Origin of the sequence: Conexibacter stalactiti (assembly GCF_033542075.1) — a bacterium.
In the GTDB taxonomy this organism is placed as follows: domain Bacteria; phylum Actinomycetota; class Thermoleophilia; order Solirubrobacterales; family Solirubrobacteraceae; genus Conexibacter; species Conexibacter stalactiti.
This window is the reverse complement of the sequence record NZ_JAWSTH010000031.1, coordinates 14,682-40,511: the sequence shown is the minus strand read 5'-3', so window position 1 is coordinate 40,511 and position 25,830 is coordinate 14,682. Positions and strand designations below refer to the sequence as shown.

The following is a 25,830-nucleotide window of genomic DNA, read 5'->3' as shown; positions in this document are numbered from 1 at the left end:
TCCCGTCGTCCCGAAGGGCCCGGTCGCACCTGACCGGGCCCTTCACCCGATCTGATAGAAGTGCGCGCGATGTCGACCCAGCGGCACACGATCCCGGCCCAGCGGCGACAGGAGATGCTCCGCGCCGTGCGCTCCAGCCCGATGCACGTCGCCGACCTGGCGCGCAGCTTCGGCGTCTCGGAGATGACGGTCCGGCGCGACCTCGACGCGCTCGCGCGCGACGGTCACGTCGAGCGCGTCCGCGGCGGGGCGGTGCAGACGATCGGCGAGCAGTCGTTCGACGAGATCGTCGTCGTGCGGCTCGACGCGAAGAACCGCATCGGCGCCGCCGCCGCCGCGCTGGTCGAGGACGGCCAGACGGTGATGATCGACATCGGCACGACGACGCTGCAGGCGGCCCGCCACCTGCACGGCAGAAGAATCACCGTCGTGACGACCAGCATGGCCGTCTACGAGGAGCTCGCGCCCGACGGCGACATCGAGCTGATCCTCCCCGGCGGCGTGCTGCGCCGCAACTACCGCTCGCTCGTCGGCGTGCTCGCCGAGAGCACGTTGCGCCAGCTCAGAGCCGACCTGCTCTTCCTCGGCACCAGCGGCGTCGACGCGAGCCTCGCGATCTGGGACTCGACGATGGTTGAGGTCCCGATCAAGCGCGCGATGATCGACGCCGCCGCCGACGTCGCGCTGCTCGCCGACGCCGCCAAGTTCCAGATGGCCGGCCTCGTCCACGTCTGCGACGCCGACGTCGTCGACCGCATCGTCACCGACGCCCCGCTCGATGCCCCCGCCGACGCGGTCGCGACCGACGCCGCGATCGCCGTCACCGTCGCCTGAACGACGAAGGGCCCGGCGGTCGCCGGGCCCTTCGGGTGAAGCGGGTGGAGCTTGGGCGCTCCGGAGGCCGAGGCCTCCTTACATCATGCCGCCCATGCCGCCCATGTCGGGCATGCCGCCGCCGGCACCGCCGCCGTCCTTCTCCGGGACCTCGGCGACGATCGCCTCGGTCGTGAGGATGTTCTTGGCGATCGAGGCCGCGTTCTGGAGCGCGGAGCGCGTCACCATCGCCGGGTCGATGACGCCGGCCGCGACGAGGTCGACGATCTCGCCCGTGGCGGCGTTGAGGCCGAAGCCCTTCTTCGCCTTGCGGACGTCGTTGACGACGACCGAACCCTCGAGACCCGCGTTGTGCGAGATCTGACGGAGCGGCTCCTCGAGCGAGCGCAGGATGATGCGCGCGCCGGTCTTCTCGTCCTCGTCGGTGATCGCGTCGAGGTCGATCGCGTCGGCCGACTGCAGCAGCGCCACGCCGCCGCCGGGGACGATGCCCTCCTCGAGCGCGGCACGCGTCGCCTGCAGCGCGTCCTCGACGCGGTGCTTCTTCTCCTTCATCTCCGTCTCGGTCGCCGCGCCGACCTTCACGACGGCGACGCCGCCGGAGAGCTTGGCGAGACGCTCCTGGAGCTTCTCACGGTCGAAATCGGAGTCCGTGGTCTCGATCTCGCTCTTGATCTGCTTGATGCGGCCCTTGATCGCCTCGGCGTCGCCGGCACCGTCGATGACGGTCGTGTTGTCCTTCGCGACGACGACACGACGCGCGCGGCCGAGCTGCGAGATCTGCGTGTTCTCGAGCTTGAGGCCGAGGTCCTCGGTGATGACCTCGCCGCCGGAGAGGATCGCGATGTCCTCGAGCATGCGCTTGCGGCGGTCGCCGAAGCCCGGCGCCTTGACCGCGACGCCCGTGAAGGTGCCGCGCAGCTTGTTGACGACGAGCGTCGCGAGCGCCTCGCCCTCGACGTCCTCAGCGATGATCAGGAGCGGCTTGCCCGACTGGATGACGGCCTCGAGGACCGGCAGGATGTCGCGCACGGAGCCGATCTTGGAGTTCGCGATGAGGATGTAGGGATCCTCGAGCACGGCCTCCATGCGGTCCTGGTCGGTGACCATGTAGGGCGAGATGTAGCCCTTGTCGAACTGCATGCCCTCGGTGAACTCGAGGTCCATGCCGAACGTCTGGCCCTCCTCGACGTTCACGACGCCGTCCTTGCCGACCTTCTCGATGGCGTCGGCGATGACCTCGCCGATCTCCTCGTCGCCGGCCGAGATCGTCGCGACGCGAGCGATCTGCTCCTTGCCGGAGATCTCCTTGGAGAGCTTGCCGATCGACGCGACGACCTGCTCGACGGCCGTCTCGATGCCGCGCTTGAGACCAAGCGGGTTGGCGCCGGCGGCGACGTTCTTCAGACCCGTGCGGACGATCGCCTGCGCGAGCACCGTGGCGGTGGTCGTACCGTCGCCGGCGATGTCGTTGGTCGCCGTGGCGACCTCGCGGACGAGCTGCGCGCCCTGGTTCTGGAAGACGTCCTCGACCTCGATCTCACGGGCGATCGTGACGCCGTCGTTCGTGATCGTGGGGGCGCCGAACTTCTTGTCGAGGACGACGTAGCGACCCTTCGGGCCGAGCGTGACCTTGACGGCGTTGGCGACGGCGTCGACGCCGGCCTCGAGGGCCTTACGGGCGTCCGCGTCGTACTTCAGTTCCTTGTGAGCCATGTCTGGTTCGTATCTCCTGGTAGGTCCGCGAGGACGGCGACTACGCCGTGACCTTGGCGAGGACGTCCGACTCGCGCAGGACCAACAGGTCCTCGCCGTCGATCTTGATCTCGGTGCCGCCGTACTTGCTGTAGAGGACCTCGTCGCCCTCGCTCACGTCGAGCGGGATGCGCTTCTCCCCGTCCTCGTCCCAACGACCCTCGCCGACGGCGACGACCTTGCCCTTCTGGGGCTTCTCCTTCGCGGTGTCGGGCAGCACGAGACCGCTTGCAGTGGTCTCCTCCTCCTCGACCGCCTTCACGATCAGGCGATCGCCGAGGGGCTTGAGCTTCGACATGTGATGCAACCTCCGGGTGGGAAAGGGAGCGTGTACGTCTTGGCACTCACAGTACGAGAGTGCCAACTGGCCTCCACTATAACCACCCGCGGACGGAATGGAAAGAGAAATTTGGCACTCGCCCCCCTAGAGTGCCAAGGGGCGGCGCAAAGGCGTCGCGGAACCCGGCGCGTGCGACCCCGTCGCAGCGCGCCGGAAGCGGGTCGGTCGCGACCCGCGGCTAGTTCTGGGCGCCGCCGATGCCGTGCATGCGGTCGCGGATCGTCGGCGGGCGATCGATGATCTGCGAGAAGCGCACGACGGTGACCGTGTCGTCGAGCGACACGGTGCGGTCGTAGATCTGCTCGAGGAAGTGGACCATCTCCTCGGTGCGGCGGAACTCCGGGTTGTCGTGCTCGACGTCGCGCGGGCTGAGGTCGCGCACGCGCTTGACCTCGACGGCGTCGATCACGGCATGGAAGATCCGCTCACGCGGCGAGTACTGATAGCCGATCGTCACCAGCACGCACTCGTTCTTGTGGTACTTGTGCGACTTGTCGCCGAGGCGGATGGTCGCGGTCTTGCGACCGTTCCGCAGCTGGTCGGCGAACACGGCCGAGTAGAAGTTCAGGACTCGCACTGCGACACCACCCTATCGTTCCTGCGCGATCGCCGACAGCGCGCGCCCGACCATCTCGCGCTCGCCTCTGTAGCTGAGCGCTCTGGCCGCCTCCGCGAGCGGCATCCAACGCGCCTCCTCGACCTCGTCGTCGTGGTCCTCCAGGCTGCCCGAGCTGTAGTCGAACAGGAAGAAGCGCACCATCTTGAAGATCCGCTGCCCGTCACGCTGGTAGAAGTAGCGCACGTCGCCGAGCTTCTCGACCAGCTCGGCCTCGACGCCGGCCTCCTCGCGCACCTCGCGTCTTGCTGCCTGCTCGGCGTTCTCGCCCGGGTCGACGTGCCCCTTCGGCAGCCCCAGCACGCGCTGGCCCTGCGCGCCGCGGCGCGTCGGCACGATCACGATCACCTGGTCGCCGCGGACGACGACGCCGCCGGCCGACAGCTCGCGGTCGTCAGTAGACATACCGTTCGAGCGCCGAGGGGTCATGGACGGTGAGCTTTCCCCGCCCCTGCTCGATCACACCCGCGCGCTCCAGCACGGCGAGGAAGCGGCTGGCCGACTCGCGCGAGGAGCCGGCGAGCTTGGCGATGTCGGCCTGCGTGGCGCTGACGAGCACGTCGCGGTTGCCCGCGCCCTCCTCCTGCGCCTCCTTCACGAGCTGCATCACGACGGTCGCGACGCGGCTCTGCACGGTCTGGAAGGACTGGCTGGAGATGCGCTCGTTGGCGGCCCGCAGCCGGCGGCCGAGCGAGATCACGAGCTTGACGGCGATGTCCGGGTGCTCGCGCATCAGCCGCCGCATGTCGGAGCCGAGGATCGCGATCGACTCGACGTCGTCGAGCGTCTCGATCGTCGCCGAGCGGCGCTCGTCCTCGAACATCGCCAGCTCGCCGAAGATGTCGCCGGGGCCGAAGTTCGCGAGCGTGATCGTGCGGCCGTCCGCGTGCTCGCGGATCACGCGCACGTGCCCGCGCTTGAGCACGTAGCAGGTGTCGCTCGCATCGCCCTCGCGGAAGATCACACGTCCCGGCTCGTAGCGACGCGGGACGGCCACTTCCGCCACGCGTGAAAGCTCCTCCGGGCCGAGCGCCTCGAACGTGGGCACCCGCGCCAGGAGCGCGACGGTGTCCTCGGTGCTCGTAGCCACCAGAGGTATGTATCAGACGGACGCCCCCTCGCGGAGGGGGCGTCCCCTCATCTCCAGCGGTTTGGGGGGCTAGCCTGCGTCGAGAGCACCCTCACGCCGCCGGCGCCGGGCGGCGCGGGCGAGCGGCCAGGCCAGCAGCGCCAGCAGCGCGAGCGGCACGAGCGCCGCCGCGGCGATCACGAGCACGCCCGCGGTCACCGACAGCAGGTCGCCGGCGTCGTCGAGCGCGCTGCCCGGCGTGAAGCCGCCGCCGTCGTCGTCCTGCGCCGCGCCCGCGTCGTCGGCGCGCACGGTCAGGTCGACGCGGCTGTAGTCGACGCGGCGGTCGAGCGCGCGCTGCGACCGCTGCAGCTCGGCGATCCGCTCCTCAACGCCGTCCAGCCGCGCCTTCAGGCGGTCGGTCTCGTCCTCGCTGTCCGCCGCTCTGAGCGCGGTCAGCAGACCGTCGCGCTCGGCCTCGGCGCCGTCGAGCTTGCGCTGGACGGAGACGTACGCCTGGTTGACGTCGACGGTGTCGTCGGTGCGCGAGAGGACGTGCGCATCTGGCAGTCTCGACAGCTCGCCGAGCGCCGTCTGCAGTCTCGCGGCCGGGATCCGCAGCTGGAACGTGGCGCGCCCCTCGCCGGCGCTGGTGGCGACCGACGACGAGTCGACGATCCCCTGCTGGCGCGTCACGACGCCGAGCACGCCCTGGGCGACGTCGTCGACCTTGTCGGCCGGCGCGCCCAGCTCGACGGTCGAGGACTGCTCGACCTTGCGGCCGTTGGTCTGCTTGGGGAAGCCGCCGACCGGCGGCGGGTTGACGGAGCCGCCGCCGTCGATCGCGTCGCTGTCGCCGGGCGGTGGGGAGGCGGCGCGGTCGGGCGCGGCCGCCGACGACTCGGGGGCGGCGGCTTCGGGCGCGCCGAGATCCTGGGTCGGGTCCTCCTCGGTCCCGTAGGCGCCGGCCGAGCCGGGCGCGCTGTCGGCGGCGCTCGACGGCGCGGCGCTGCCGGAGGAGGCCATGTCACCGCCGCCGGGGCTGCCGCCGCCGGGCTGCAGCGCGACGACGAGCGCGACGACGACCACGCAGGCGAGCGCCAGCGAGGCGGGGATGAGCGGACGGCGGGCACCGCCGGCAGTCGTCCGGAGGCCGCGCAGCCACCCGCCGCGGGCACCGTCGGCGGGCGCGTGCGACGCGTCGGCGGGGCGCGATGCGTCGGCCGCGCGCGGGCGCGGCCCCTCGAAACGGCTCTCCACGCGCGCGTCCATCGCCTCTCTGAAGGCGCGCGAGACGGGCGGGCGCTCGGCGACCAGCAGCGTCGCCAGCTGCGCCAGCTCGGCATCCTCGGGCGCGATCGGGTGCTCCGGCGTCCCGCCGCCGGCGAGCGCGGCGTCGATCGCGGCCAGCTCGCGCTCGATCACGGGATCCAACGGCTCACGACGGCGCATGGCAGGCCTTCCTCAGCTTGGTCATGGTGCGATGCAGCAGGGTGCCGGCGTTCGACTCGCTGACGCCGATCACCTTCGCGATCTCGGCGTTGGAGAGGCCGGCGTGGAACTTCAGCGCGACCAGCTCGCGCTCACGCGCGTCGAGCGTGTCGAGCGCGGCGCGCACGGTCGTGCGGGCGAGCGCCGCGTCGGCGCCGTCCTCGACGGTGGTCGCGTCGGCGTCGGTCGGCTCGGCGGCGAGCGTCGCATGGCGCTTGCGCCTGCGCAGCTCGTCGAGCGCGGCGTTGCGCGCGATCCCGAACAGCCAGGCGCGCTCGTCGCCGCGGCGGCGGTCGAACGAGCGCCGACGGCGGTATGCGCGCTCGAACGCGAGCGCCGTCACGTCTTCCGCGGCGGCGGCATCGCGCAGCAGCGTCGCGACGTACGCATACACGTCGTCGCGACTTGCGCGGTAGAGCGCTTCGAAGCGCTGCCAGCTGGTGTCCACGGCCGTCGGCGTGGCGGTCATGGTGGCGTTCACGCAGACACTACGCGCCGCCACCCCCATCCATCACAGAGAATTTCGCCCCCCGGGAGGAGGCGTCGTCAGCGAAACAAGCGGGGATCGTTCGTGATCACGCCGCTGACCCCCATCGCGACCAGCCGGCGGATCTGCGCCGCGTCGTCGACGGTCCAGACGTACAGCTCGCCGCCGGCGCCGTCGACCGCCGCCACCAGCCGCGGCGTCACCAGCCGCCAGTGGACCATCAGCGCGTCGCACCGTCTCGCGACCAGCGCCTGCGCCGCCCGTCTCGGCAGCGCCTGCTGCATCGCGAGCACGGCCGCGTACGCCGGCAGCTTGTAGATCACCGAGGCGGTGTAGTCGCGCTTGGCGCGCGGGACCGACCAGCCGAGCCGCAGGCGCGGCTCGTAGGCGCGGATCCGCGCGAGGCTCTCCGGATAGGTCGTCGAGATCAGCGTCCGCTCGACGAGGTCGTGGGCCCGCAGCGCGTCGACGACGCGCAGCTCGTAGCCGGGGATCTTCAGGTCGACGTCGAGCTCGATCCCGTCGAAGCGGCTGTCGGCGAGATGCGCGAGGCCGTCGCCGAGGCCGAGCACGTCGGCGCGCTTGGCATCCTCGTAGTCGTGCGCGAGCAGCAGGCGGCCGCGCGCGGTGTCGGGCTTGCCGTCCGGGCCGAGGTCGGGCAGGACGTCGAACTCGATCATGTCGACGCCGGCCTCCAGCGCCGCGTCGAAGCTCGCGCGCGTGTTGCCGGGCGCGAGCAGGTCGGCGCCCTTGTGGCCGACGCGCTTGACGGTCACCGCTGACATCCCGGGCACCAGTAGGTCGTGCGGTTGTCGTCGCCCTGGCCGCGCGATCTGATGCGCGCGCCGCAGCGCGGACACGGCATCCCCGTGCGCTTGTAGACGTGGCGGTCGCTCGTCTCCTTGCGCCAGCTGTCGGCGGCGGCGAGCATCCGCGGCCGCGCGTTCTCGACGATCGCGACCGCCTCCTCGTCGCTGACGTCACGCACCCGTCGCCACGGGTCGACCGCGGCGCCCCAGCAGCCCTCGGCCTTCCAGATGTTCCCGATCCCGGCGACGATCCGCTGGTCGAGCAGCGCGTCGCCGATGCCGCGCGTCGGGTCGTCGGCGCGCAGCCGGCGCAGAAAGCGGTCGGGCTGCCAGTCGTCGGCGAGCAGGTCGGGGCCGAGCGCCTGCAGGCGCAGGTCGAAGCGCGTGCGCGACTCGGTCATCAGCTCCAGCAGCGGCCCGTCGAACTCGACGACCTCGCTGTCGCCGGCGCGCAGCACGAGCCAGGCGCGGCGCGGCGCGCGGCGCCAGCGGGCGCCGCTGGCGTAGACGCCCCACGAGCCGGTCATGCGCAGGTGCGAGTGGAGCGTCAGGTCGCCCTCGAAGCGCAGGAAGAGGTGCTTGCCGTACGGGTCGACGCTCGTCACGCGGCGGCCGGCGAGCCGCTCGGGCCAGCGATCCATCGTGTGGCGGCGCTGGGGCGTGCGGATCTCGTCCGGCACGTTGCCTTCGAGCACCGGGCGGATGCGCCGGGCCGCGCGCAGGATCGTGTCGCCTTCAGGCATCCCATGAAGGGTACGAGGCGGCGCGCGGCCCGGGTGAACAATCTGGGATCAGGCGCTCAGCGCCTCCTGTTCAGCACCATCTGTACGCGTAGCCCGCCGCGCCTCTGGCGAGCACCATGCGGTCGCGGTAGATGACGGAGATTCTCGAGCCGCGCGCCGTGCAGGCGGCGTTGAAGAAGCTGATCGGCGCGACGCTTCTGCCGCCTGGGTCCTCGTCGTTGTCGTCGTATTCGATCTCGTAGACGAGCGCGCCGTAGACGTCGGTGTAGTCGTCGCACTCCTCCCACACCTGGCACTCCTCGGCGATCGCGAAGTCGAAGCCGATCGCTCTGCCGACCGGCGCCAGCTCGGTCGTGTTCTTCTGCGCGATCGCGACGCCGGCGGCGTGAGCGCGTCTGGCCAGCAGGGTCGCGAAGGCGCGGTTGTCCGCCTTTGTCAGCTTGCTGCGGGAGCGCGTCCAGGAGTCGAGGTTGTCGGGCTCGATCGCCTGGAAGCCGTCGTCGGCGCAGCTGTCGATCCACGGCCCGATCACGGCGATCAGCGCTCTGCGCTTGGCGTCGGTGGAGGTGTCGAGCAGGATCTCGTTCCACTCCCCGTCGACGACGTATCTGCCGTTCTTCTTCAGCAGCAGGCCGTCGTGGCGTCTGCGCCACCAGCGCGCGCCGCCTTGCTGGCCGGCGACGTCTGGCTGAGTCTGGAAGGCGTTGACGTAACAGACGTTGTAGATGCCGCGGACAGGTGCGGCGTAGCGGTCGCGGCTGAGCACGCCGACGGTCGCGCGCGGTCTGTAGGCGCCGCCGATCTGGTAGTCGAACTGGGCGTTCGGTCGCGGCAGCGTGTACGCCCCTGCCCCGGAGGAGCAGACGGCGAGCGCGACGAGCGAGACCACCAGGGCGAGCAGACTGAGTGTGAACGGGTGGAGACGGATCGGACGGGCCATCGGCGCGAGGATGCCGCTCGTGACTGCGTGCGTCAAGCGGTAGTGTGCGCGAATGAGCAGAAAACACGCAACTTCGCTCATCAGAACTGCGCTGGAGTTGCCCGAGACCCATCTGCCGCGCGCTGCCGTGCCGGCGATCGACGCGCACAACCACCTCGGCAGATGGCTGTCGTCGTGGGTCGGCCGCGACGGCGACTGGGCGGTTGCCGACGTCGGCGCGCTGCTGGCGCTGATGGAGCGCGTCAACGTGACCGCGATCGTCAACCTCGACGGTCGCTGGGGCGCCGAGCTGGAGGCCAACCTCGACCGCTATGACCGCGCCCACCCCGGCCGCTTCGCGACCTTCTGCCATGTGCCGTGGGAGGAGCTGGGAGAGGGCGGCGGCGGCCCCGGCGCGCTCGTCGCCTCGCTGCGCGCCTCGCATGCCGCCGGCGCGCGCGGGCTGAAGGTCTGGAAGGACCTCGGCCTCTCCGTGCGCGACGCCACCGGTGCGCTCGTGCTGCCCGACGACCCACGCCTGCGCGACCTCTGGGAAGCGGCCGGCGAGCTGGACCTGCCGGTGCTGATCCACACCGCCGACCCGGTCGCCTTCTGGTGGCCGGTCGATGAGCGCAACGAACGCTTCGACGAGCTGAGCGTTCATCCCGAGTGGGCCTTCGGCGCGCCCGGGCTGCCGCCGTACGAGCGGCTGATCGACGCGCTGGAGGAGCTCGTCGCGGCCCATCCGCGCACGACCTTCATCGCCGCCCACATGGCCTCGTCCGCGGAACGGCTCGCGCGCGTGGAGCGGATGCTGAGCGCCTACCCGAACCTCGTCGTCGACGTCTCGGCGCGGATCGCCGAGCTGGGTCGCCAACCGCGCGCGACGCGCCGGCTGATCGAGCGCCACCCGACCCGCGTCCTCTTCGGCAGCGACATCTTCCCGCCGCGGCGTGAGATGTACGAGCTGCACTGGCGGTTCGTGGAGAGCGACGACGAGCAGTTCTCCTACAGCCATGATCCGGACGAGCCGTGGCCGCAGGGCCGCTGGCGGATCTCCGCGCTTGACCTCCCGCGCGAGCTGCTGGCGCCGTTCTACGCCGCCAATGCGCGGCGCGTGCTCGCAAATGCCGGACTTTGAACGAGATCGAACGGTTCTGATGCTTGCATTTGAGCGTTTGCTCAGGTATTCATTCACAAATGAGCATCACATCTGACGAGATCACGACGCAGCCCGCGCTCTGGCGGCAGGCCGTATCGCTCGCGAGCGCGGCTGCGGACGTGCTGCCGGCAGCGGGCGAGCGCGCCTGCGTCGTCGGGTGCGGCACCTCGCTCTTCATCGCGCAGGCGTACGCCAGCCTGCGCGAGGGCGCGGGCCTCGGCGAGACCGACGTCTACGCCGCCAGCGAGCTGCCGGAGGGGCGCGACTACGACGTGCTCGTCGCGATCACGCGCTCGGGCACGACCAGCGAGGTGACGCGGGCGCTCCAGCGCACCGCCGCCAAGCGCACGGTCGCGATCACCGCCGTGCTCGACTCGCCGGTCGGCGCGGCCGCCGGCGAGACGATCGACCTCGCCGTCGCCGACGAGACGTCGGTCGTGCAGACCCGCTTCGCGACGACCGCGCTGGCGCTGCTGCGCGCGCAGGTCGACCCCGACGCCGTGCTGGCAGCCGCCGACGACGCCGAGCGCGCGCTGTCGCTCGCGCTGCCCGTGGACGCTGGCGCGGTCGAGCAGTGGTCGTTCCTCGGGCTCGGCTGGACGGTCGGGCTCGCGCACGAGGCGGCGCTGAAGCTGCGTGAGGCGGCGCAGGCGTGGGCCGAGTCCTACAACGCGTTCGAATACCGCCACGGCCCGATCAGCATCGCGGCGCCGGGGCGGGTCGTGTGGGCGCTGAGCGCCCTCGACGTGCCGATCGCCGAGCAGATCCGGGCGACAGGTGCGACCCTGGTCGTGCCCGGCCTCGATCCGATGGCATCGCTCGTATTGGCCCAGCGAGCGATGTTGGCGATCGCCGAGGCGCGCGGGTTGAACCCCGACACGCCGCGGAACCTGACGCGATCGGTGGTCCTGAGCCAGGAGGAGCTCGAGGTCCTGACGTGAGGAACCCGGGTGGCCCCCGACGGCCCGGGCATGTCGATCGGCCGCGGCGCGGCCGTGGAGAGAAGAGAGAGGTCGAGGAAGTGCGCACACGCAAAAGAGCACGCATCGCGCTCGTCGCGCTGCTGACGGCACTGGTGGCGCTCGTCGTCGCCGGCTGCGGCAGCTCCGGCGACGACGACGACGGCGGCGGCGGAAGCGGCGACGGCCCCGTCGAGATCACCTTCTGGCACGGCCAGAACCAGACGGCCGAGAAGGCCCTGAAGTCGCTCGTCGCGAGATTCAACGAGAGCCACCCCGACATCGTCGTGAAGGCTGAGACGGGGGCGCTCTCCGACAGCCTCTACCAGAAGACGACCGCCGCCCTGGCCGGCGGCAAGTACCCCGACATCGTGTACCAGTTCGGTCCCAACGTCGCCTCGCTCGCGCGCAGCCCGAAGGCGCTCGATCTGACCGAGGCGGTCAGAGACCCGTCGTGGAGATGGGACGAGTTCTACCCGGCGGCGCAGGAGGCGACGATGGTCGACGGCAAGGTTCGCGCCGTCCCCGCGCTGATCGACTCGATGGCCGTCGTGTACAACAGAAGACTGTTCAGAGAGGCCGGCGTCGCCGAGCCGAGAGCCGGCTGGACGTGGGACGACTACCGCGCGACCGCCAGACAGCTGACCGACTCCGGCAAGGGCCAGTTCGGCACCGGCTGGCCGGGCGTCGGCGACGAGGACACCGTCTGGCGGCTGTGGCCGATGGTGTGGCAGCTCGGCGGCGACGTGACCGCCGAGGACAACACGAAGGCCGGCTTCTCCGGCGAGCCCGGGCTGAGAGCGTTCACGACGATCAACGAGATGGCCGTCACCGACAGATCGGTCTACATCGACAAGACCGCGGGCAGCGAGAAGATGATCGGGATCTTCAACAGCAACCGCATGGCGATGATCCCGACCGGCCCGTGGCAGCTCCCGGAGACGATCGAGGCGGGGATCGACTACGGCGTCGTGCCGCTGCCGAGCTTCTCCGACAGACCGACGACGATCTCCGGTCCGGACACGTGGATGCTGTTCGACAACGGCGAGGCGCGCGCGAGAGCGGTGACCGAGTTCGCGAAGTGGCTGACGCTGCCGGAGCAGGACGCGGAGTGGGACGTCGGCGCCGGCTCGCTGCCGCTGCGCACGACGACCGCGGCGCAGCCGGTGTGGAGAAGACACTCCGCCGAGGTGGAGGGTCTGGACGTCTTCGTCGCCGCACTCGAAGATGCGCGTGTGCGCCCGACGATCGTCGCCTACCCGAGACTGTCCGAGGCGACCGGCACGGGGATCGTCGAGGTGCTGCTCGGCAGCGCCGACCCGCAGGCCGCGCTCGACAAGGCGGTCGAGGGCGCGGACGAGGCGCTCGCCGGCGACTGACCGTGTCCACGGTCTTCGCGCAAGGACCACGCACGACGGCGCGCCGCGAGGGCGGCGCGCCGCCGCCGCGCCGCCGCGGTCTCGTCGAGCGGATCTTCGGCGAGACGCCGTCGGCGTGGCTGTACATCGCCCCGGCGGTCGTGATCATCGTCGGGCTCGCGATCGTGCCCGTCTTCTGGTCGCTGCTGCTGTCGTTCCAGGACAAGGACCCGATCGCCGAGACGACCTCCTGGGCCGGTCTCGACAACTACCGCGAGCTGCTCGACGACGACGCCTTCCGCGGCGCCGTCGAGCACACGCTCGTCTACACCGGCCTGTTCGTGCCGCTGTCGATCCTCGGCGGCCTCGGGCTGGCGCTGCTGCTGAACAAACGCGTGCGCTTCATCGGCATCTACCGGACGCTCGCGTTCGTGCCCGTGATCGTCTCCGCGACGGTCCAGGGCGTCCTCTTCTCGGTGATCTTCGACGACCAGATCGGGATCGCCAACGGCCTGCTCGACAAGCTCGGGCTCGGTCCGCAGCCGTTCTTCTCCGACGGCAGACAGGCGCTGCTGCTGCTCGTGCTCGCCGGTCTGTGGGCCGGCACCAGCTGCATCAGCTTCTGCGCCGTGATCTTCCTCGCCGCGCTGCAGGACATCCCCAGAGAGCTGACCGAGGCGGCGTCGATCGACGGCGCGCGCTCGTGGGGCACCTTCAAGGCCGTGACCGCGCCTGCGCTGCTGCCCGTGACCGTCTTCCTGCTGCTGTGGCAGACGGTGCAGGGGATCCAGCTGTTCGACCTCGTCTACGGCTCGACCGCCGGCGGCCCCGGCGACTCGACCGTGGTCGTCGTCTACTTCATCTACCGCTCGATCCGCGAGTCGGCCTACGGCATCGGCGCGGCCGCGTCGTACCTCGTGGTCGGCGGCCTGGTCGTCGTCGCGCTGCTGGCGTGGGGCGGCCGCAAGCTGGCCGCGCGGCGCGCGGGTGCGGGTGCGGGGGCGGCGGCATGACGACGCTGCGGCGAAAGCTCCCCTTCGACCCGTGGCACCTCGCGCTGCTGCCGGCGACGCTGCTGCTGGCGGCGCCGCTGCTGTGGATGGTGCTGGCGTCGTTCATGACGAGCGAGCAGCTCTACCGCTTCCCGCCGACGATCATCCCAAGCTCGCTCCACCTCGACGGCTACGACTACCTCTTCGGCAACACCGAGGTCGGGACGTGGTTCCTCAACTCGCTGATCGTCTCCGGCGTCTGCGTCGTCGCCAACGTCCTCTTCTGCTCGATGGCCGGCTACGCCTTCGCGCGGATGCGGTTCCGCGGCTCGGGCGTGATGCTGACGATCATGCTCGCGACGCTGGTGATCCCCTTCCAGCTGACGCTGATCCCGACCTTCATCATCATGGAGAACCTCGGGCTGATCGACACGCTCGGCGCGCTGATCGTGCCGTCGCTGGTGACGCCGTTCGGCGTCTTCCTGCTGCGGCAGTTCTTCCTCGCGCTGCCGCCGGAGCTGGAGGAGGCGGCCTACATGGACGGCTGCTCGCGCTGGAAGATCCTCTGGACGATCGTGCTGCCGCTCGCGCGCCCCGCGCTCGCGACCGTCGCGGTCGTCACCTTCCTGCTGACCTGGAACGACGTCTCGTGGCCGGCGATCGCGATCTCCAGCGACGGCAACAACACGCTGCCGCTCGGCGTCGCGAGCTTCAGAAGCCGCTCGGAGCAGCAGCCCTCGGCGATCATGGCCGCGAACGTGATCGCGACCCTGCCGGTGCTGCTCGCGTTCCTCGCGGCGCAGAAGACGTTCGTGCGCTCGATCGCCTCGGGCGCGGTGAAGGGATGAACGCAGTGACCGAAAGAGAGCTGGTCTGACGATGGGTGCCATCCACCTGAACGGCGTGTCGAAGGTCTACGAGGGCGGCGGCGACGCCGCGGTCGACGACGTGACGCTCGAGGTGCGCGACGGCGAGTTCATGGTGCTCGTCGGCCCGTCCGGCTGCGGCAAGTCGACGCTGCTGCGGATGATCGCCGGGCTCGAGCGCGTCAGCGGCGGCCAGATCGTGATCGGCGAGCGCGACGTGACGGACGTCCCGCCGCCCGACCGCGACATCGCGATGGTCTTCCAGAACTACGCGCTCTACCCGCACAAGACGGTGCGCGAGAACCTCGCCTTCGGGCTCAAGCAGCGCAAGGTCGACAAGGCGGTGATCGACGCGCGCGTCGCCGACGCGGCGCGGATGCTGGGGCTGGAGGAGATGCTGCAGCGCAAGCCGTCGCAGCTCTCCGGCGGCCAGCGCCAGCGGGTCGCGATCGGACGTGCGATGGTGCGCGAGCCGGCCGCCTTCCTGCTCGACGAGCCGCTCTCCAACCTCGACGCGAAGCTGCGCACGACGATGCGCGGCGAGCTGGCGCGGCTGCACGCGCGGCTCGGCATCACGACCGTCTACGTGACGCACGACCAGGTCGAGGCGATGACGCTCGGCACCCGCGTCGCGGTGCTGCGCGGCGGGGTCGTGCAGCAGTGCGCGGCGCCGCAGGAGCTGTACCGCAGACCGAAGAACCTGTTCGTCGCCGCCTTCATCGGCTCACCCGCGATGAACCTCGTCGAGGCGCGGATCGAGGGCGGCTGCGTGCGCTTCGCCGGCCATGCGATCCCGCTGCCCGACGCGCTCGAGCTGCGCGGCGCGACGCGCGACGTGATCCTCGGCATCCGCCCGGCGGCGTTCACGCTCGACGGGCCGCGCGCCGACCAGTCGCTGCCGCGGATCGAGGTCGCGCCCGACCTCGTCGAGCACCTCGGCGACGAGGTCCACGTCAGCTTCGGCGTCGACGCGAGACCGGTCCAGGGCGACGCCGTGCTCGCCGCCGAGGAGGACGTGCACGACACGCGACTGCTCGTCGAGGGCGCGCCGCGCGCCCGCTTCGTCGCGGTGCTCGACGGCCGCCGCGCGCCGCTCGCCGGCGAGCCGGTCGGCCTGCGCGTCGACAACGAGCAGCTGTACTTCTTCGACCCCGCCGATGGTGAGGCGCTCGGCGCGCCGGTCGGCGAGGGCAGCGAGGCGGCCGCGGCGGCGTAGCGCGGTCGCGGCGTCGGCGCGTGCCGGCGCGGCGGCTACACCGCTTCGACGCTGACGCCGGCGGCCGCGATCGTGCGCAGCTCCTCGGCGTCGGCGTCCGCGGTGGTGATCAGCACGTGGACGCGGCCGATCTCGCAGATGCGCGCCAGCGCGGCGGTCCCGACCTTCGAGCCGTCGGCGACGACGATCACGCGCTTGGCGCGCTCGACCAGCATGCGGTTGGTGCGCGCCTCGACCTCGCGGTGGGTCGTCAGGCCGGCGGCGGCGGTGATGCCGTCGACGCCGATGAAGGCGGTCTCGACGTTCAGCTGCGCGAGCGTGTCGTCGGCGAGCGGGCCGACAAGCTCGTAGGAGGCGGCGCGCGCGACGCCGCCGCTGACGATCAGGCGGATGTTCGGCCGCACCGCCAGCTCGGCGGCGATGTTGATCGCGTTGGTGACGACCGTCAGGTCCTGGCGCTGCACGAGCATGCGGCCGACCTCGGTCGTCGTCGTGCCGCCGGTCAGCGCGATCGTCGCGCCGTCGGCGACGTGCGCGACCGCCGCGCGCGCGATCTCCAGCTTCTGCTCGCGGTTGAGCGAGCCGCGGTAGCGCAGCGGCAGCTCGTAGAGGCCGTTGATCGCGACCGCGCCGCCGTGCGTGCGCTCCAGCAGCCGCTGCTCGTGCAGCGTCTGCAGGTCGCGCCGCACCGTCGCGGGGGAGACCCCGAGCGCCTCGACGAGATCCTCGACGTCAACGCTGCCGCGCTCGGCGACCTGTTCGAGGATGCCGCCAAGGCGTTCTGCGCGGTTCATGCGGTGGAGCCTAACGTTCGCGGGGGATCAGGAGGGCTGGACGAGGGCCTGCGCGGCGAGCGTGCGGGCCCGTCGCGGATCGAGCCGGCCGGCGCCGGCCCGCTCGGCGTTGGCGGTCGCCGCGCCGAGCGCCAGCGGCAGCGCCGCCTGCCACAGCTCGGCCGCGTCGGCCGGCACCGCCGCACCGCCGTCGAGCGCCGCCAGCAGGCCGCCGAGGAAGGAATCGCCAGAACCGTTGGGGAAGGGCCCGCGGGCGTCGAGCGTTCCGCGCCAGGCGCGCCCGTCGGGCGCGACCAGATAGGCGCCGGCCTCGCCTGCGGTGACCACCGTCGCCGGTGCGTCGAGGCCGACGAGGTCGCGCCGCTTCAGCAGCGACTCGTGCAGCGCCAGCGCGGCGGCGCGCGGCTCGCTCTGGCCGGTCAGCTCGCGCGCCTCGCTGGCGTTGACCTTGACGAGGTCGGGCGCCGCGCCGAGCGCCGCCGCGAGCGCCGCGCCGGCCTGGTCGACGGCGACGCGCGCGCCGGTCGAGCGGGCGCGCTCGACGAGGTCGGCGCTGGCGGCCGCCGGGATGCCTGGCGGCAGCGAGCCGGAGATCGACGCCCAGCTGGCGCCCGACAGTGCCGAGACGCGGTCGGCGAAGCGCTCCCAGGCGGCCGGGTCGGTCGACTCGCCACGCTCGTAGAACTCGGTCGGGCGGCCCGACTCGGGGTCGGCGGCCGTCAGCGAGCTGCGCGTCTCGCCGGTCGTCCAGACGACGTCGGCGCGGATCGCGTTGTCGAGCAGCTCGTCGGCGATCCAGCGGCCGGCGTGGCCGGCCAGCAGCGCGACGGCGCGCACGTCGCCGCCGAGCGTCGAGGCGGCGCGGGCGACGTTGAGGCCCTTGCCGCCGGCGACGGCGATCAGCTCGGAGGGACGGTGGATCGCGCCGATGCGAACTTGGTCGGCGACGAGGAAGAAGCGGTCGATCGAGGGGTTCGGAGCGAGCGCGGCGATCATCTGGGCAGTTCCTTCGCGAGCCTTGAGGCTTCGTCATGCGTCGCTTGCGCGGCGGTGCCGCCGGCGGCGCGGGTGGAGAGCGTGCCGGCCGCGCACGCGAGCTGCAGCGCTTCGCGCAGCGGACGGCCGTCGAGCAGCGCGCGGACCATACCTGCGTCGAAGCTGTCACCGGCGCCCACTGCGTCGGCGAAGCTCGTCAGACCTGCGGGAACGGTCACCTCCGCACGCGTCCCGGCGCTGATCGCGAAGGCGCCGCGCGCTCCCTGCTTGACGGCCACCAGCGCGCCGTCGGCCGCCAGCTCGGCGGCCGCCGCCTCGACCTCGGCGGCGTCACCGCCGCTCCGCCCGGTCAGGCGCAGCGCCTCGGTCTCGTTCGGCAGCAGCGCGTCGGCGCGCAGCAGCCAGCGCGGCCGCTCGAAGCGCTCGTCGGGGTCGAAGTTGGTGTCGACCGAGACGGTCGCGCCGGCGTCGTGGGCGGCGTCGACGATCGCGTCGCCGTCGCGCGCGAGCGCCGGCAGCAGGTAGATCGCGGCGAGGTGGACGTGGCGCGGCCGCTGCCGCTCGATCGCGGCGACCGCGTCGGCGGCGGTCAGCTCGACCATCGCGCCGCGCTCGGTGTAGATCGCGCGATCGTCGCCGGCGAGCAGGTGGACCGAGAGCCCGGTGCGTCTGCCGGGCAGTACGCGCAGCTCGTCGTCGCGCACGCCGCGCTCGGCCAGCATGCGACGCGCGGCGACGCCGAAGTCGTCGTCGCCGATGGTCGCGCAGAGCGCGGTCGCGAGGCCGATCCGCGCCATTCCGGCGGCGGCGATGCCGGCCGAGCCGCCGAGCACGAGCCGCATCTCGGCGTCGCGCTCGGCCTGACCCCAGCGCGGCGCGAGATCGTCGCCGCTGACGAGCAGGTCGGGGTTCAGGTCCCCGACCACCAAGACGTCGCAGCGCGCTTCCGTCACCCGCGCAGGCCCTCCGGCAGGTGGTCGCCGTGCGCGTCGAGCAGCTCGTCGACGAGCGCGGCTGTCTGATCGAGGTTGAGCGTGCCGGCGGTCGCCGGATCGAGCATCGCCGCGTGCAGGACGTGGTCGCGGCGGCCTTCCAGCGCGGCGCGCACGGTCATGTCGGCGACGTTGAGGAAGGTGCGGTTGAGCGCGGCGAGGTGCGACGGGTAGTCGTGCACCGGCGTCGGCCGCACGCCGGTTCTGTCGACCAGGCAGGGGACCTCGACGGCCGAGCGGGTCGGCAGGTCGGTGAGCAGGCCGTCGTTCTGGACGGTGCCGTAGATCACCTGCGGCTGGCCGGTCACCATCGCGTGCACGATCAGCGAGGCGTACTCGAGGCTGCGCTCCAGCGAGAACTGCTCGCCGGCGGCGAGGCCGGCCTTGATCTGGTCGTACTCGGCGAGGTTCTCCTCGCTGCGCTCGATGTAGTCGCCGATCTTCAGCCGGTAGCGCTCGACCAGCTCGTCGTCGCGCAGGAACCACGGCAGGTACTCGGCACTGTGCTCGCTCGACTCGGTCGGGTAGTAGCCGAGGCGGGTGAACAGCTCCATCCGCACGCGCCGCTTCAGCTCCGGGTCCTGCTCCATCTTCGCGCGCAGACGCGGGTAGAGGTCCTCTCCGTCGCGCTCGAAGCGGAGGATGAACGCCTGGTGGTTGACGCCGGCGCCGAGGAAGGTGACCTCCTCGAACGGCACCTCGATCAGCTTCGCCAGCTCGAGCGTCGTGTGCTGGACCGAGTGGCAGAGGCCGACGACCTGCTTGTGCGGCGAGCCCTCGGCGTACGCCTGGCAGAGGATCGACATCGGGTTGGTGTAGTTGAGCAACCACGCGTCGGGCGCGACCTCGGCGAGGTCCTCGCCGATCCCGAGCATCACGGGGATCGTCCGCAGCGCACGGAAGATGCCGCCGATCCCGAGCGTGTCGCCGATCGTCTGGCGCAGGCCGTATCTGGCCGGGATCTCGAAGTCGATCAGCGTCGAGTCGTGCATGCCGACCTGGACCATGTTGATCGCGAAGTCGGCGCCGGCGAGCGCCTCGCGGCGGTCGGTGTGGGTCGTGATCGTCGCCTTGCCGCCGAGCTGCGCGTCGGTCCAACGGGCCATCGCCTCGGCGGTCGCGAGCCGTTCGGCGTTGATGTCGTGGAGCGCGATGTGGGTGTCGGCCAGCTCCTCGAAGGCGAGCAGGTCGCCGAGCAGTTCGCGCGTGAAGACGACGCTGCCGGCGCCGATGAACGTGATCTTGACCATAGGCGACAGCCTACACTGCGCACTCTTGATCGGCTAGTGTGCAAAACAAGCAATATCAATCGTTATGAGCGACCGACGGTGCGCGGAACGCCGTCGCCGAAGGGAAGTCATGCCGATCGAATCCCCGCTGTTCCTGCTCGCCTTCGACCACCGCTCCGGCCTCGTGCGCGGCATGCTGCGCGGGCAGGAGACGCGCGCGGGCGAGCTGCTGCCCGACGCCAAGCAGGTGATCTACGAGGGCGTCCGATCGGCTGGCGCCGGTCGGATCGCGGGTTCGGCTGGCGCCGAACCCGCGGGCGAGCGTTCGTGGCAGCCCGGCGTGCTCGTCGACGAGCAGTACGGCGGCAGCGTGGTGGGGCCGGCGAAGGCGGCCGGGCTGGCGACGGCGGTCGCGATCGAGGCGAGCGGCCAGGACGAGTTCGAGCTGGAGTACGGCGATGACGCGGCCGCGCACATCGAGGCGCTCGCGCCGACCTACGCGAAGGTGCTCGTGCGCTACAACCCCGGCGGCGACGCGTCCGCCAACGCGCGTCAGTGCGAGCGGCTCGCGGAGGTCTCGCGGATGGTCGCCGCGACCTCCTCCGAGCTGCTGTTCGAGCTGCTGGTGCCGCCGACGACGGCGCAGCTCGACAGCGTTCACGGCGACCGCGACCGCTACGACGCCGAGCTGCGGCCGCAGCTGACGATCGACACGATCGCCGCCTTCCAGGCGGCCGGCGTCGAGGCGCCGCTGTGGAAGCTGGAAGGGTTCGAGACGGTCGAGCAGGCCGAGGCGGTCGCGCGCCAGGGCGGCGCGCCGTGCATCGTGCTCGGCCGCAACGCGCCGCAGGAGCGGGTCGAGCACTGGCTGTCGGTCGCGGCGGCGGCGGAGGGCTGGGAGGGCTTCGCGATCGGCCGCTCGATCTGGTGGGGCGCGATCTCCGGCTACCTGCACGACGGCCTGCCGCGCGATGTGGCGGTCGAGCAGATCGCCGCCCAGTACGCCCAGGCGATCGACGTCTATCTGGCGGCCGAGCAGCGCGCGGCCGTCTGAGCCGTACCGCGCCTCGCCGCGCGCGTCGCGCCCGCGCTGCTCGCGCCGCCGCCGACGCTGCTCGCGCCCCCGCCGACGCTGCTCGCGCCGCCGCCGGGGAACGTCACCTGGGGCCGGTTCAGCCAGCCCTGGATGACACTCCTCGCGCGTCAGCTCTGCTCGACCGCCACGTCGTCGGGCAGCGGGGTCTCCTGCGGCGGGGTGCCTTCGGTCGCGTCCCACGTCGCGTACGCGGTGCCGTCGCGGCCTGTGTGCTCGCCGTCGCCGCCGAGCGCGAGCAGGACCAGTCGCTGCGGGCGGCGGTTGGTGAGCTGGCGGCGCAGGTCGGGGGCGACCCGCGCCAGCTCGCCCGCGCCGAGCGTGTGCTCCTCGCCGTCGATGCCGAGCGCCAGCTCACCCTCCAGGACGAAGAAGACCTCCTCCTGGCGAGCGTGGCTGTGGATGCGGCCGCGCTGGCCGGGCTGGAGCGTGATCAGGTTCATGCCGAAGCTGCTGACCCCCAGCTCTCTGCGCAGCGCCTGGAACCGCTCGCCGCTGCGTGGGTCGAGTCTCGTGAAGCTGAAGCCGTCGTTCATGAGCGCGATCGTAGCCAGGCGCGCTGCTGGGTCGTCGGCCGTGGGGGTCAGCGGCGCGGTCGGCGACCTGCGCTCACGCGGTGAGCGTCAGCCGCCGCGGGCCGGCGCTGAAGCCGACCTCGCCGAGCATCGCCTCCCACGGCGTCCCCATCACCGACTCGCCGTTGACCTTCTCCAGCGCGATCCGTCTGATGCGGCCGGCGCGGGTGTGGTCGGCGAGCGCGAGCAGCGACGCCATGATGCGCGGATCGTCCTCCGCCACGAGCACCTGCAGCGCCTTGCCGCCGCGCTCCAGATAGAGCACCGGCGCGGCGCCGGCGATCACGACCGTCGCGCCGGGCGCGCGGGCGGGACGGCGGCTCTCGCCCTCCCGCTTGGGCCACGGCAGCGCGGCGCCGAACGGCTGCGCCGGGTCGGTCGCGGCGAGCACGATCGGAGATGACTCCTCCGGCGCTCTCTGCGCTCGCAGCCGCTCGACCGCGCCCGGCAGGGCGAACTGCGCGCCGCCGAGCCCCTCGACGAAGTAGCCACGTCGCGCGACGCCGATCGTCTCCAGCTGCGACAGCTCGCTGTAGATCCCCGAGAAGCCGCCCGGCACGCCTTCGGCCAGCACCAGCTCACGCGTCAGCAGGCCGTAGCGCTCCAACAGCAGCTCGGCGAGCGCGCGCCGCTTCGCGCTCGGATCGCTCGGCTGCCCCGGCGCGGGGCGGAAGAGCGGCTCGGTCAGCGACCAGCGGCCTTGCACTTCGGCGCGACCCGCTCCGCGACGCGAGGAGAAACGCCCGGGTCGGCCGGCGCGCATCGCCGCCCGTCTCTGCGCGCGCGCGAGCGTCAGCCGTGGCGCGCGCAGCGGTGCGAAGGCGTCGTTGGTGACCTCGCCGGCCCACGCCAGATCCCACAGCGCCTCCTGAATCTGCTCCGGCTGCGTCGAGAGGTCGACGAGCAGGTCGGTGAAGAAGCAGGAGCCCTGCGCCAGCCGCTCGCGCACCGCGACGTGCTCGGGCAGGTCGAGCGCGGGCGTTCTGCCGGCGATCGGCGGCGGCCCGACGAGAGGCGCGTCGTCGCGGAAGTAGAGCGCGACCTTGCCGTTGGTGCGGCCGAGCGCGCCGGCGCCGATCCAGACCAGCTCGCCGCTGGCGCAGAGCTGGTCCATCCACGTCGCCGAGTAGGCGCCGACGCGCCGCGGCAGCACGTCCGTCTCCCACGTCGCGGGCGTCAGCGCCAGTCCCTGCAACGGCACGAGCTGCTCGCGCAGGCGATCGATCCCGGCGCCGGACGGCGGATGCTTGTCGACCCCCTGCCACGACGGCAGGAAGGTCGCCAGCGCGCGCTGGTCGGCCGGCTCGATCTCTCTGCGCAGCACCGCCAGGGATGCGCGCCGCAGCCGCCGCAGCACGTCGGCGTCGCACCATTCACGCGTGCCGGAGACCCCGCCGGGCCGCAGCTCGCCGCGCACCAGCTCGCCGTCGCGCTCCAGCGCTCTCAGCGCCGGCGACGGATCGAGCCCGAAGCGGATGCGCGGCTCGTCGGTCGTGAACGGCCCGTGCGTCTGCGCGTAGCGCCGCAGCAGCCGCACGAGCGCGTCGGGCACGTCGGCGAGGAAGGCCTCCGGCAGGCCGCCGGGCGGCACGACGCCGAGCGCGTCGCGGTACATGCCGGCGTCGGCGGCGTCGACCCAGCGCTGCTCGCCGCCGATCCGCAGCAGCACCGCGCGCCGCTCGGCCGCGAGCTGTTCCAGCAGCGGGCCGGCGTCGACGCCGGCGACGACGCGCTGCGAGGCCTCGACCGCGGTCAGGTCGCCGACGCGCCGCAGCACGTCGTGCAGCTCGTCGCGCGTGCTCGCGCGCGTGCGCTCGGAGCGGTGCTGGAGGTCGTCCTCGACCTGGTCGAGCGCGTCGGCGTCGATCAGGTCGCGCAGCTCCTCCTGGCCGAGCAGCTCGCGCAGCAGGTCGCGGTCGAGCGACAGTGCCGCCGCGCGCCGCTCGGCGTTGGGCGTGTCGCCCTCGTACATGTACGTCGCGACGTAGTCGAACAGCAGCGAGGAGGCGAACGGCGACGCCGTCGGCGTCTCGACCTCGACCATCGAGATCTCACGCCGCTGCAGCTGCGTCAGCAGCTCGCGCAAGCCCGGCAGGTCGAGCACGTCGCGCAGGCACTCGCGGTAGGTCTCGAGGATGATCGGGAACTCGCCGTAGCGCTTGGCGACTTCCAGCAGCGTCTGCGCCTTCAGCCGCTGCTGCCACAGCGGCGTGCGCTTGCCGGGGTACGCGCGTGGGATCAGCAGTGCCCGGCCGGCGTTCTCGCGGAAGCGCGCTCCGAACAGCGCGCTCGACGACAGCTCGGCGACGACCGCGTCCTCCAGCGCGTCCGGCTCGATCAGCGCGAACTCCGCGCCGGGCGGCTCGTCGGCGTCGGGGAGGTGGACGATGATCCCGTCGTCGGACCAGATCGCGTCGGCCTCCAGCCCCAGCTCGTCGCGGATCTTCGCGCTCAGCGCCAGTCCCCAGGCGGCGTGGATGCGGCCACCGTACGGCGACAGGATGCACAGTCGCCAGTCACCGATCTCGTCGCGGAAGCGCTCGACGACGATCGTGCGATCGCTCGGGATCACCCGTGTCGCCTCCTGCTGCTCGCGCAGGAAGTCGAGCAGGTTGCGAGCCGCCTTCGGGTCGAGGTCGTGGCTCTGCTCCAGCGCCTCGGCCGGCTGATCGACCGCCCAGCGGCTGAAAGCGCCGATCGCCTCGCCCAGCTCCTTGGGGCGCCCGATCCCATCGCCGCGCCAGAACGGCACGGCGCCCGGCGCGCCTGGCGCCGGCGTGACGATCACGCGGTCGCGGCCGATCTCCTCGATCCGCCACGACGAGGCGCCGAGCAGGAAGGTCTGGCCCGGCCGGGCCTCGTAGACCATCTCCTCGTCGAGCTCGCCGACGCGGCGACCATCGGGCAGCGTGACCATGAAGAGACCGCGGTCGGGGATCGTCCCGGCGTTGGTGACGGCGAGCTGGCGGGCGCCTCTGCGCGGCCGCACGACGCCGGCGATGCGGTCCCAGACGATCCGCGGTCGCAGCTCGGCGAACTCGCTGGAGGGGTAGCGGCCGTCGAGCATGTCGAGCACGTTCTCGAGCTGCTGGCGGCCCAGCTCGGCGTAGGAGTGGGTCCGCACGACGCGCGCGTACAGCTCGTCGACGTTCAGCTCCTCCTCGGCGGCGGCCATCGCGACGATCTGCTGCGCGAGCACGTCGAGCGGGTTGCGCGGCACGACCGTCGGCTCGATCGCGCCCTCGCGCATCCGCTGCGCGACGACCGCGCACTCCAGCAGGTCGGCGCGGAACTTCGGGAAGATGCGGCCCTTGCTCGTGTCGCCGACGTTGTGGCCGGCGCGGCCGATCCGCTGCAGGCCGGCGGCGACCGACTTCGGCGACTCGACCTGCAGCACGAGGTCGACGGCGCCCATGTCGATCCCCAGCTCCAGCGAGCTGGTCGCGACGATGCAGGGGATCGCGCCGGCCTTCAGCTGCTCCTCGACGATCAGCCGCTCCTCGCGCGCGAGCGAGCCGTGGTGGGCGCGCGCGATCTCCATGACGGGCTTGCGCGCGTCCGCCCCCTCCGCGTCCTCCCCCTCGGGCGGCTCGTTCGCCAGCTCGTTGAGTCGCAGCGCCAAGCGCTCGGCCGAGCGGCGGTTGTTGACGAAGACGATCGTCGAGCGGTGCTCCCGCACCAGTCTCAGCAGCTCGGGGTAGATCGCCGGCCAGATCGAGCGGCGCGTCGCCTCGCCGCCGGGAACGGGATCCAAGGGGTCGGCATCGGTGCCTTGCTCAGGCTCCACCATCGACTCGACCGGCACGTGGATCTTGAGGTCGAGCGGCTTGCGCACGCCGGTGTCGACGATCCGGCATCTGCGCTTCGGGCCGACCATGAAGCGGCCGACCTCCTCGAGCGGGTTCTGCGTCGCCGACAGTCCGATCCGTTGAACGCCCGCCCGGCCTTCGTGCTCTCCGACCAAGGCGTCGAGCCGCTCCAGCGTCAGCGCCATGTGCGCGCCGCGCTTGGTGCCCGCGACGGCGTGGATCTCGTCGAGGATCAGCCACTCGGCGCCGGTCAGGATCTCGCGCGCTCTGCTGGTCAGCATCAGGTAGAGCGACTCGGGCGTCGTGATCAGCACGTCCGGTGGATTGCGCAGCATCGCCGCGCGCTCTCTCTGCGGCGTGTCGCCGGTGCGGAGCGCGACCGAGATCCCACGCTCCGGCGCGATCCCCTTCAACGGCGCGCGCAGGTTGCGCTCGATGTCGTACGAGAGCGCCTTCAGCGGCGAGACGTAGATCAGCCGCGTTCTTCTGGCGTTGTCGGGCTGGGGCGTCGCCGCCAGCCGATCGAGCGCCCAGAGGAAGGCGGCGAGCGTCTTGCCGGAGCCGGTCGGCGCGGATATCAGCACGTGCTCGCCGGTCGCGATCGCCGGCCACGCCTGCGCCTGTGCCTCGGTCGGCGCATCGAAGGCGCGCGTGAACCAGTCGCGCACGACCGGCGTGAAGGAGCTGAGCGGTGAGGAGGGGGAGTGTGCCATCGGAACGGATACG

Annotated in this window: 24 protein-coding genes; 8 read left to right on the top strand and 16 right to left on the bottom strand. The window is 71.9% G+C overall.

The window, feature by feature from the left end:
- The first annotated feature begins 69 nt into the window (after positions 1-69).
- A complete protein-coding gene (locus tag R7226_RS13485; protein ID WP_318597689.1) occupies positions 70-834 on the top strand; it encodes a DeoR/GlpR family DNA-binding transcription regulator in 765 nt (254 codons plus the stop codon).
- Positions 835-912: 78 nt separating this feature from the next.
- Here the strand turns inward: R7226_RS13485 and groL are convergent, their stop codons facing one another.
- The 10 genes from groL to R7226_RS13435 form a co-directional block, all read right to left on the bottom strand.
- Positions 913-2,550, bottom strand: a complete 1,638-nt coding sequence (gene groL / locus R7226_RS13480; RefSeq protein WP_318597688.1) for a chaperonin GroEL — start codon at positions 2,548-2,550, stop codon at positions 913-915.
- Between the two features lie 40 nt (positions 2,551-2,590).
- Positions 2,591-2,887, bottom strand: a complete 297-nt coding sequence (gene groES / locus R7226_RS13475; protein WP_304725699.1) for a co-chaperone GroES — start codon at positions 2,885-2,887, stop codon at positions 2,591-2,593.
- Between the two features lie 220 nt (positions 2,888-3,107).
- A complete protein-coding gene (locus R7226_RS13470; protein WP_318597687.1) occupies positions 3,108-3,506 on the bottom strand; it encodes an ASCH domain-containing protein in 399 nt (132 codons plus the stop codon).
- 12 nt (positions 3,507-3,518) lie between these two features.
- Complete coding sequence (locus R7226_RS13465) at positions 3,519-3,950, bottom strand: NUDIX hydrolase (RefSeq protein ID WP_318597686.1); 432 nt, start codon at positions 3,948-3,950, stop codon at positions 3,519-3,521.
- Positions 3,940-4,635, bottom strand: a complete 696-nt coding sequence (locus tag R7226_RS13460; protein ID WP_318597685.1) for a Crp/Fnr family transcriptional regulator — start codon at positions 4,633-4,635, stop codon at positions 3,940-3,942. The genes R7226_RS13465 and R7226_RS13460 overlap by 11 nt, the downstream gene beginning before the upstream one ends.
- A gap of 69 nt (positions 4,636-4,704) precedes the next feature.
- Complete coding sequence (locus tag R7226_RS13455) at positions 4,705-6,066, bottom strand: DUF4349 domain-containing protein (RefSeq protein WP_318597684.1); 1,362 nt, start codon at positions 6,064-6,066, stop codon at positions 4,705-4,707.
- Positions 6,053-6,613, bottom strand: coding sequence for an RNA polymerase sigma factor (locus R7226_RS13450; protein WP_318597683.1), 561 nt, complete (start codon positions 6,611-6,613; stop codon positions 6,053-6,055). The genes R7226_RS13455 and R7226_RS13450 overlap by 14 nt, the downstream gene beginning before the upstream one ends.
- A gap of 38 nt (positions 6,614-6,651) precedes the next feature.
- Positions 6,652-7,377 (bottom strand): glycerophosphodiester phosphodiesterase, encoded by a 726-nt coding sequence (locus R7226_RS13445; protein ID WP_318597682.1) that lies wholly within the window; start codon positions 7,375-7,377, stop codon positions 6,652-6,654.
- Complete coding sequence (locus tag R7226_RS13440; RefSeq protein WP_318597681.1) at positions 7,365-8,144, bottom strand: Fpg/Nei family DNA glycosylase; 780 nt, start codon at positions 8,142-8,144, stop codon at positions 7,365-7,367. Before R7226_RS13440 ends, R7226_RS13445 begins: the two co-directional genes overlap by 13 nt.
- Before the next feature lie 70 nt (positions 8,145-8,214).
- Entirely contained in the window at positions 8,215-9,084 is an 870-nt protein-coding gene (locus R7226_RS13435; RefSeq protein WP_318597680.1) for an endo alpha-1,4 polygalactosaminidase, read from the bottom strand.
- 97 nt (positions 9,085-9,181) lie between these two features.
- On the opposite strand from R7226_RS13435, the gene R7226_RS13430 reads away from it, so the two are divergent.
- The 6 genes from R7226_RS13430 to R7226_RS13405 all read left to right on the top strand — a co-directional run bounded on the left by R7226_RS13430 (position 9,182) and on the right by R7226_RS13405 (position 15,616).
- Positions 9,182-10,204, top strand: a complete 1,023-nt coding sequence (locus R7226_RS13430) for an amidohydrolase family protein (protein WP_318597679.1) — start codon at positions 9,182-9,184, stop codon at positions 10,202-10,204.
- Positions 10,205-10,263: 59 nt separating this feature from the next.
- Entirely contained in the window at positions 10,264-11,166 is a 903-nt protein-coding gene (locus R7226_RS13425; protein WP_318597678.1) for an SIS domain-containing protein, read from the top strand.
- Between the two features lie 80 nt (positions 11,167-11,246).
- Positions 11,247-12,563: an ABC transporter substrate-binding protein gene (locus tag R7226_RS13420; RefSeq protein WP_318597677.1), complete on the top strand. Its 1,317-nt coding sequence runs from the start codon at positions 11,247-11,249 to the stop codon at positions 12,561-12,563.
- Between the two features lie 2 nt (positions 12,564-12,565).
- The gene (locus R7226_RS13415; RefSeq protein ID WP_318597676.1) at positions 12,566-13,555 is read left to right on the top strand and encodes a carbohydrate ABC transporter permease; all 990 of its coding nucleotides are present in this window, start codon (positions 12,566-12,568) and stop codon (positions 13,553-13,555) included.
- A complete protein-coding gene (locus R7226_RS13410; RefSeq protein WP_318597675.1) occupies positions 13,552-14,382 on the top strand; it encodes a carbohydrate ABC transporter permease in 831 nt (276 codons plus the stop codon). Before R7226_RS13415 ends, R7226_RS13410 begins: the two co-directional genes overlap by 4 nt.
- 31 nt (positions 14,383-14,413) lie before the next feature.
- Positions 14,414-15,616, top strand: a complete 1,203-nt coding sequence (locus tag R7226_RS13405) for an ABC transporter ATP-binding protein (protein WP_318597674.1) — start codon at positions 14,414-14,416, stop codon at positions 15,614-15,616.
- 35 nt (positions 15,617-15,651) lie between these two features.
- Here the strand turns inward: R7226_RS13405 and R7226_RS13400 are convergent, their stop codons facing one another.
- From R7226_RS13400 to melA, 4 genes are read right to left on the bottom strand one after another with little or no spacing between them, the layout of a single operon-like run.
- The gene (locus tag R7226_RS13400; RefSeq protein ID WP_318597673.1) at positions 15,652-16,410 is read right to left on the bottom strand and encodes a DeoR/GlpR family DNA-binding transcription regulator; all 759 of its coding nucleotides are present in this window, start codon (positions 16,408-16,410) and stop codon (positions 15,652-15,654) included.
- 27 nt (positions 16,411-16,437) lie between these two features.
- A complete protein-coding gene (locus R7226_RS13395; protein WP_318597672.1) occupies positions 16,438-17,406 on the bottom strand; it encodes a 1-phosphofructokinase family hexose kinase in 969 nt (322 codons plus the stop codon).
- A complete protein-coding gene (locus R7226_RS13390; RefSeq protein WP_318597671.1) occupies positions 17,403-18,332 on the bottom strand; it encodes a carbohydrate kinase family protein in 930 nt (309 codons plus the stop codon). Before R7226_RS13390 ends, R7226_RS13395 begins: the two co-directional genes overlap by 4 nt.
- 23 nt (positions 18,333-18,355) lie before the next feature.
- Complete coding sequence (gene melA / locus R7226_RS13385) at positions 18,356-19,648, bottom strand: alpha-glucosidase/alpha-galactosidase (protein WP_318597670.1); 1,293 nt, start codon at positions 19,646-19,648, stop codon at positions 18,356-18,358.
- A gap of 109 nt (positions 19,649-19,757) precedes the next feature.
- On the opposite strand from melA, the gene R7226_RS13380 reads away from it, so the two are divergent.
- Positions 19,758-20,681, top strand: a complete 924-nt coding sequence (locus R7226_RS13380; protein WP_318597669.1) for a 2-deoxy-5-keto-D-gluconate 6-phosphate aldolase domain-containing protein — start codon at positions 19,758-19,760, stop codon at positions 20,679-20,681.
- 149 nt (positions 20,682-20,830) lie between these two features.
- Here the strand turns inward: R7226_RS13380 and R7226_RS13375 are convergent, their stop codons facing one another.
- Together R7226_RS13375 and R7226_RS13370 are read right to left on the bottom strand one after the other, a co-directional pair.
- Complete coding sequence (locus tag R7226_RS13375; RefSeq protein WP_318597668.1) at positions 20,831-21,256, bottom strand: cupin domain-containing protein; 426 nt, start codon at positions 21,254-21,256, stop codon at positions 20,831-20,833.
- A 73-nt stretch (positions 21,257-21,329) separates the two neighbouring features.
- The gene (locus R7226_RS13370) at positions 21,330-25,817 is read right to left on the bottom strand and encodes a DEAD/DEAH box helicase (RefSeq protein WP_318597667.1); all 4,488 of its coding nucleotides are present in this window, start codon (positions 25,815-25,817) and stop codon (positions 21,330-21,332) included.
- Positions 25,818-25,830 lie beyond the last annotated feature (13 nt).

Coding starts and splice junctions, on each gene's coding strand:
- R7226_RS13485 (WP_318597689.1), top strand. CDS start 70: ATGTCGACCCAGCGGCACACGATCCCGGCCCAGCGGCGACAGGAGATG.
- groL (WP_318597688.1), bottom strand. CDS start 2,550: ATGGCTCACAAGGAACTGAAGTACGACGCGGACGCCCGTAAGGCCCTC.
- groES (WP_304725699.1), bottom strand. CDS start 2,887: ATGTCGAAGCTCAAGCCCCTCGGCGATCGCCTGATCGTGAAGGCGGTC.
- R7226_RS13465 (WP_318597686.1), bottom strand. CDS start 3,950: ATGTCTACTGACGACCGCGAGCTGTCGGCCGGCGGCGTCGTCGTCCGC.
- R7226_RS13455 (WP_318597684.1), bottom strand. CDS start 6,066: ATGCGCCGTCGTGAGCCGTTGGATCCCGTGATCGAGCGCGAGCTGGCC.
- R7226_RS13450 (WP_318597683.1), bottom strand. CDS start 6,613: ATGGGGGTGGCGGCGCGTAGTGTCTGCGTGAACGCCACCATGACCGCC.
- R7226_RS13445 (WP_318597682.1), bottom strand. CDS start 7,377: ATGTCAGCGGTGACCGTCAAGCGCGTCGGCCACAAGGGCGCCGACCTG.
- R7226_RS13440 (WP_318597681.1), bottom strand. CDS start 8,144: ATGCCTGAAGGCGACACGATCCTGCGCGCGGCCCGGCGCATCCGCCCG.
- R7226_RS13435 (WP_318597680.1), bottom strand. CDS start 9,084: ATGGCCCGTCCGATCCGTCTCCACCCGTTCACACTCAGTCTGCTCGCC.
- R7226_RS13425 (WP_318597678.1), top strand. CDS start 10,264: ATGAGCATCACATCTGACGAGATCACGACGCAGCCCGCGCTCTGGCGG.
- R7226_RS13410 (WP_318597675.1), top strand. CDS start 13,552: ATGACGACGCTGCGGCGAAAGCTCCCCTTCGACCCGTGGCACCTCGCG.
- R7226_RS13405 (WP_318597674.1), top strand. CDS start 14,414: ATGGGTGCCATCCACCTGAACGGCGTGTCGAAGGTCTACGAGGGCGGC.
- R7226_RS13400 (WP_318597673.1), bottom strand. CDS start 16,410: ATGAACCGCGCAGAACGCCTTGGCGGCATCCTCGAACAGGTCGCCGAG.
- R7226_RS13395 (WP_318597672.1), bottom strand. CDS start 17,406: ATGATCGCCGCGCTCGCTCCGAACCCCTCGATCGACCGCTTCTTCCTC.
- melA (WP_318597670.1), bottom strand. CDS start 19,648: ATGGTCAAGATCACGTTCATCGGCGCCGGCAGCGTCGTCTTCACGCGC.
- R7226_RS13380 (WP_318597669.1), top strand. CDS start 19,758: ATGCCGATCGAATCCCCGCTGTTCCTGCTCGCCTTCGACCACCGCTCC.
- R7226_RS13375 (WP_318597668.1), bottom strand. CDS start 21,256: ATGAACGACGGCTTCAGCTTCACGAGACTCGACCCACGCAGCGGCGAG.
- R7226_RS13370 (WP_318597667.1), bottom strand. CDS start 25,817: ATGGCACACTCCCCCTCCTCACCGCTCAGCTCCTTCACGCCGGTCGTG.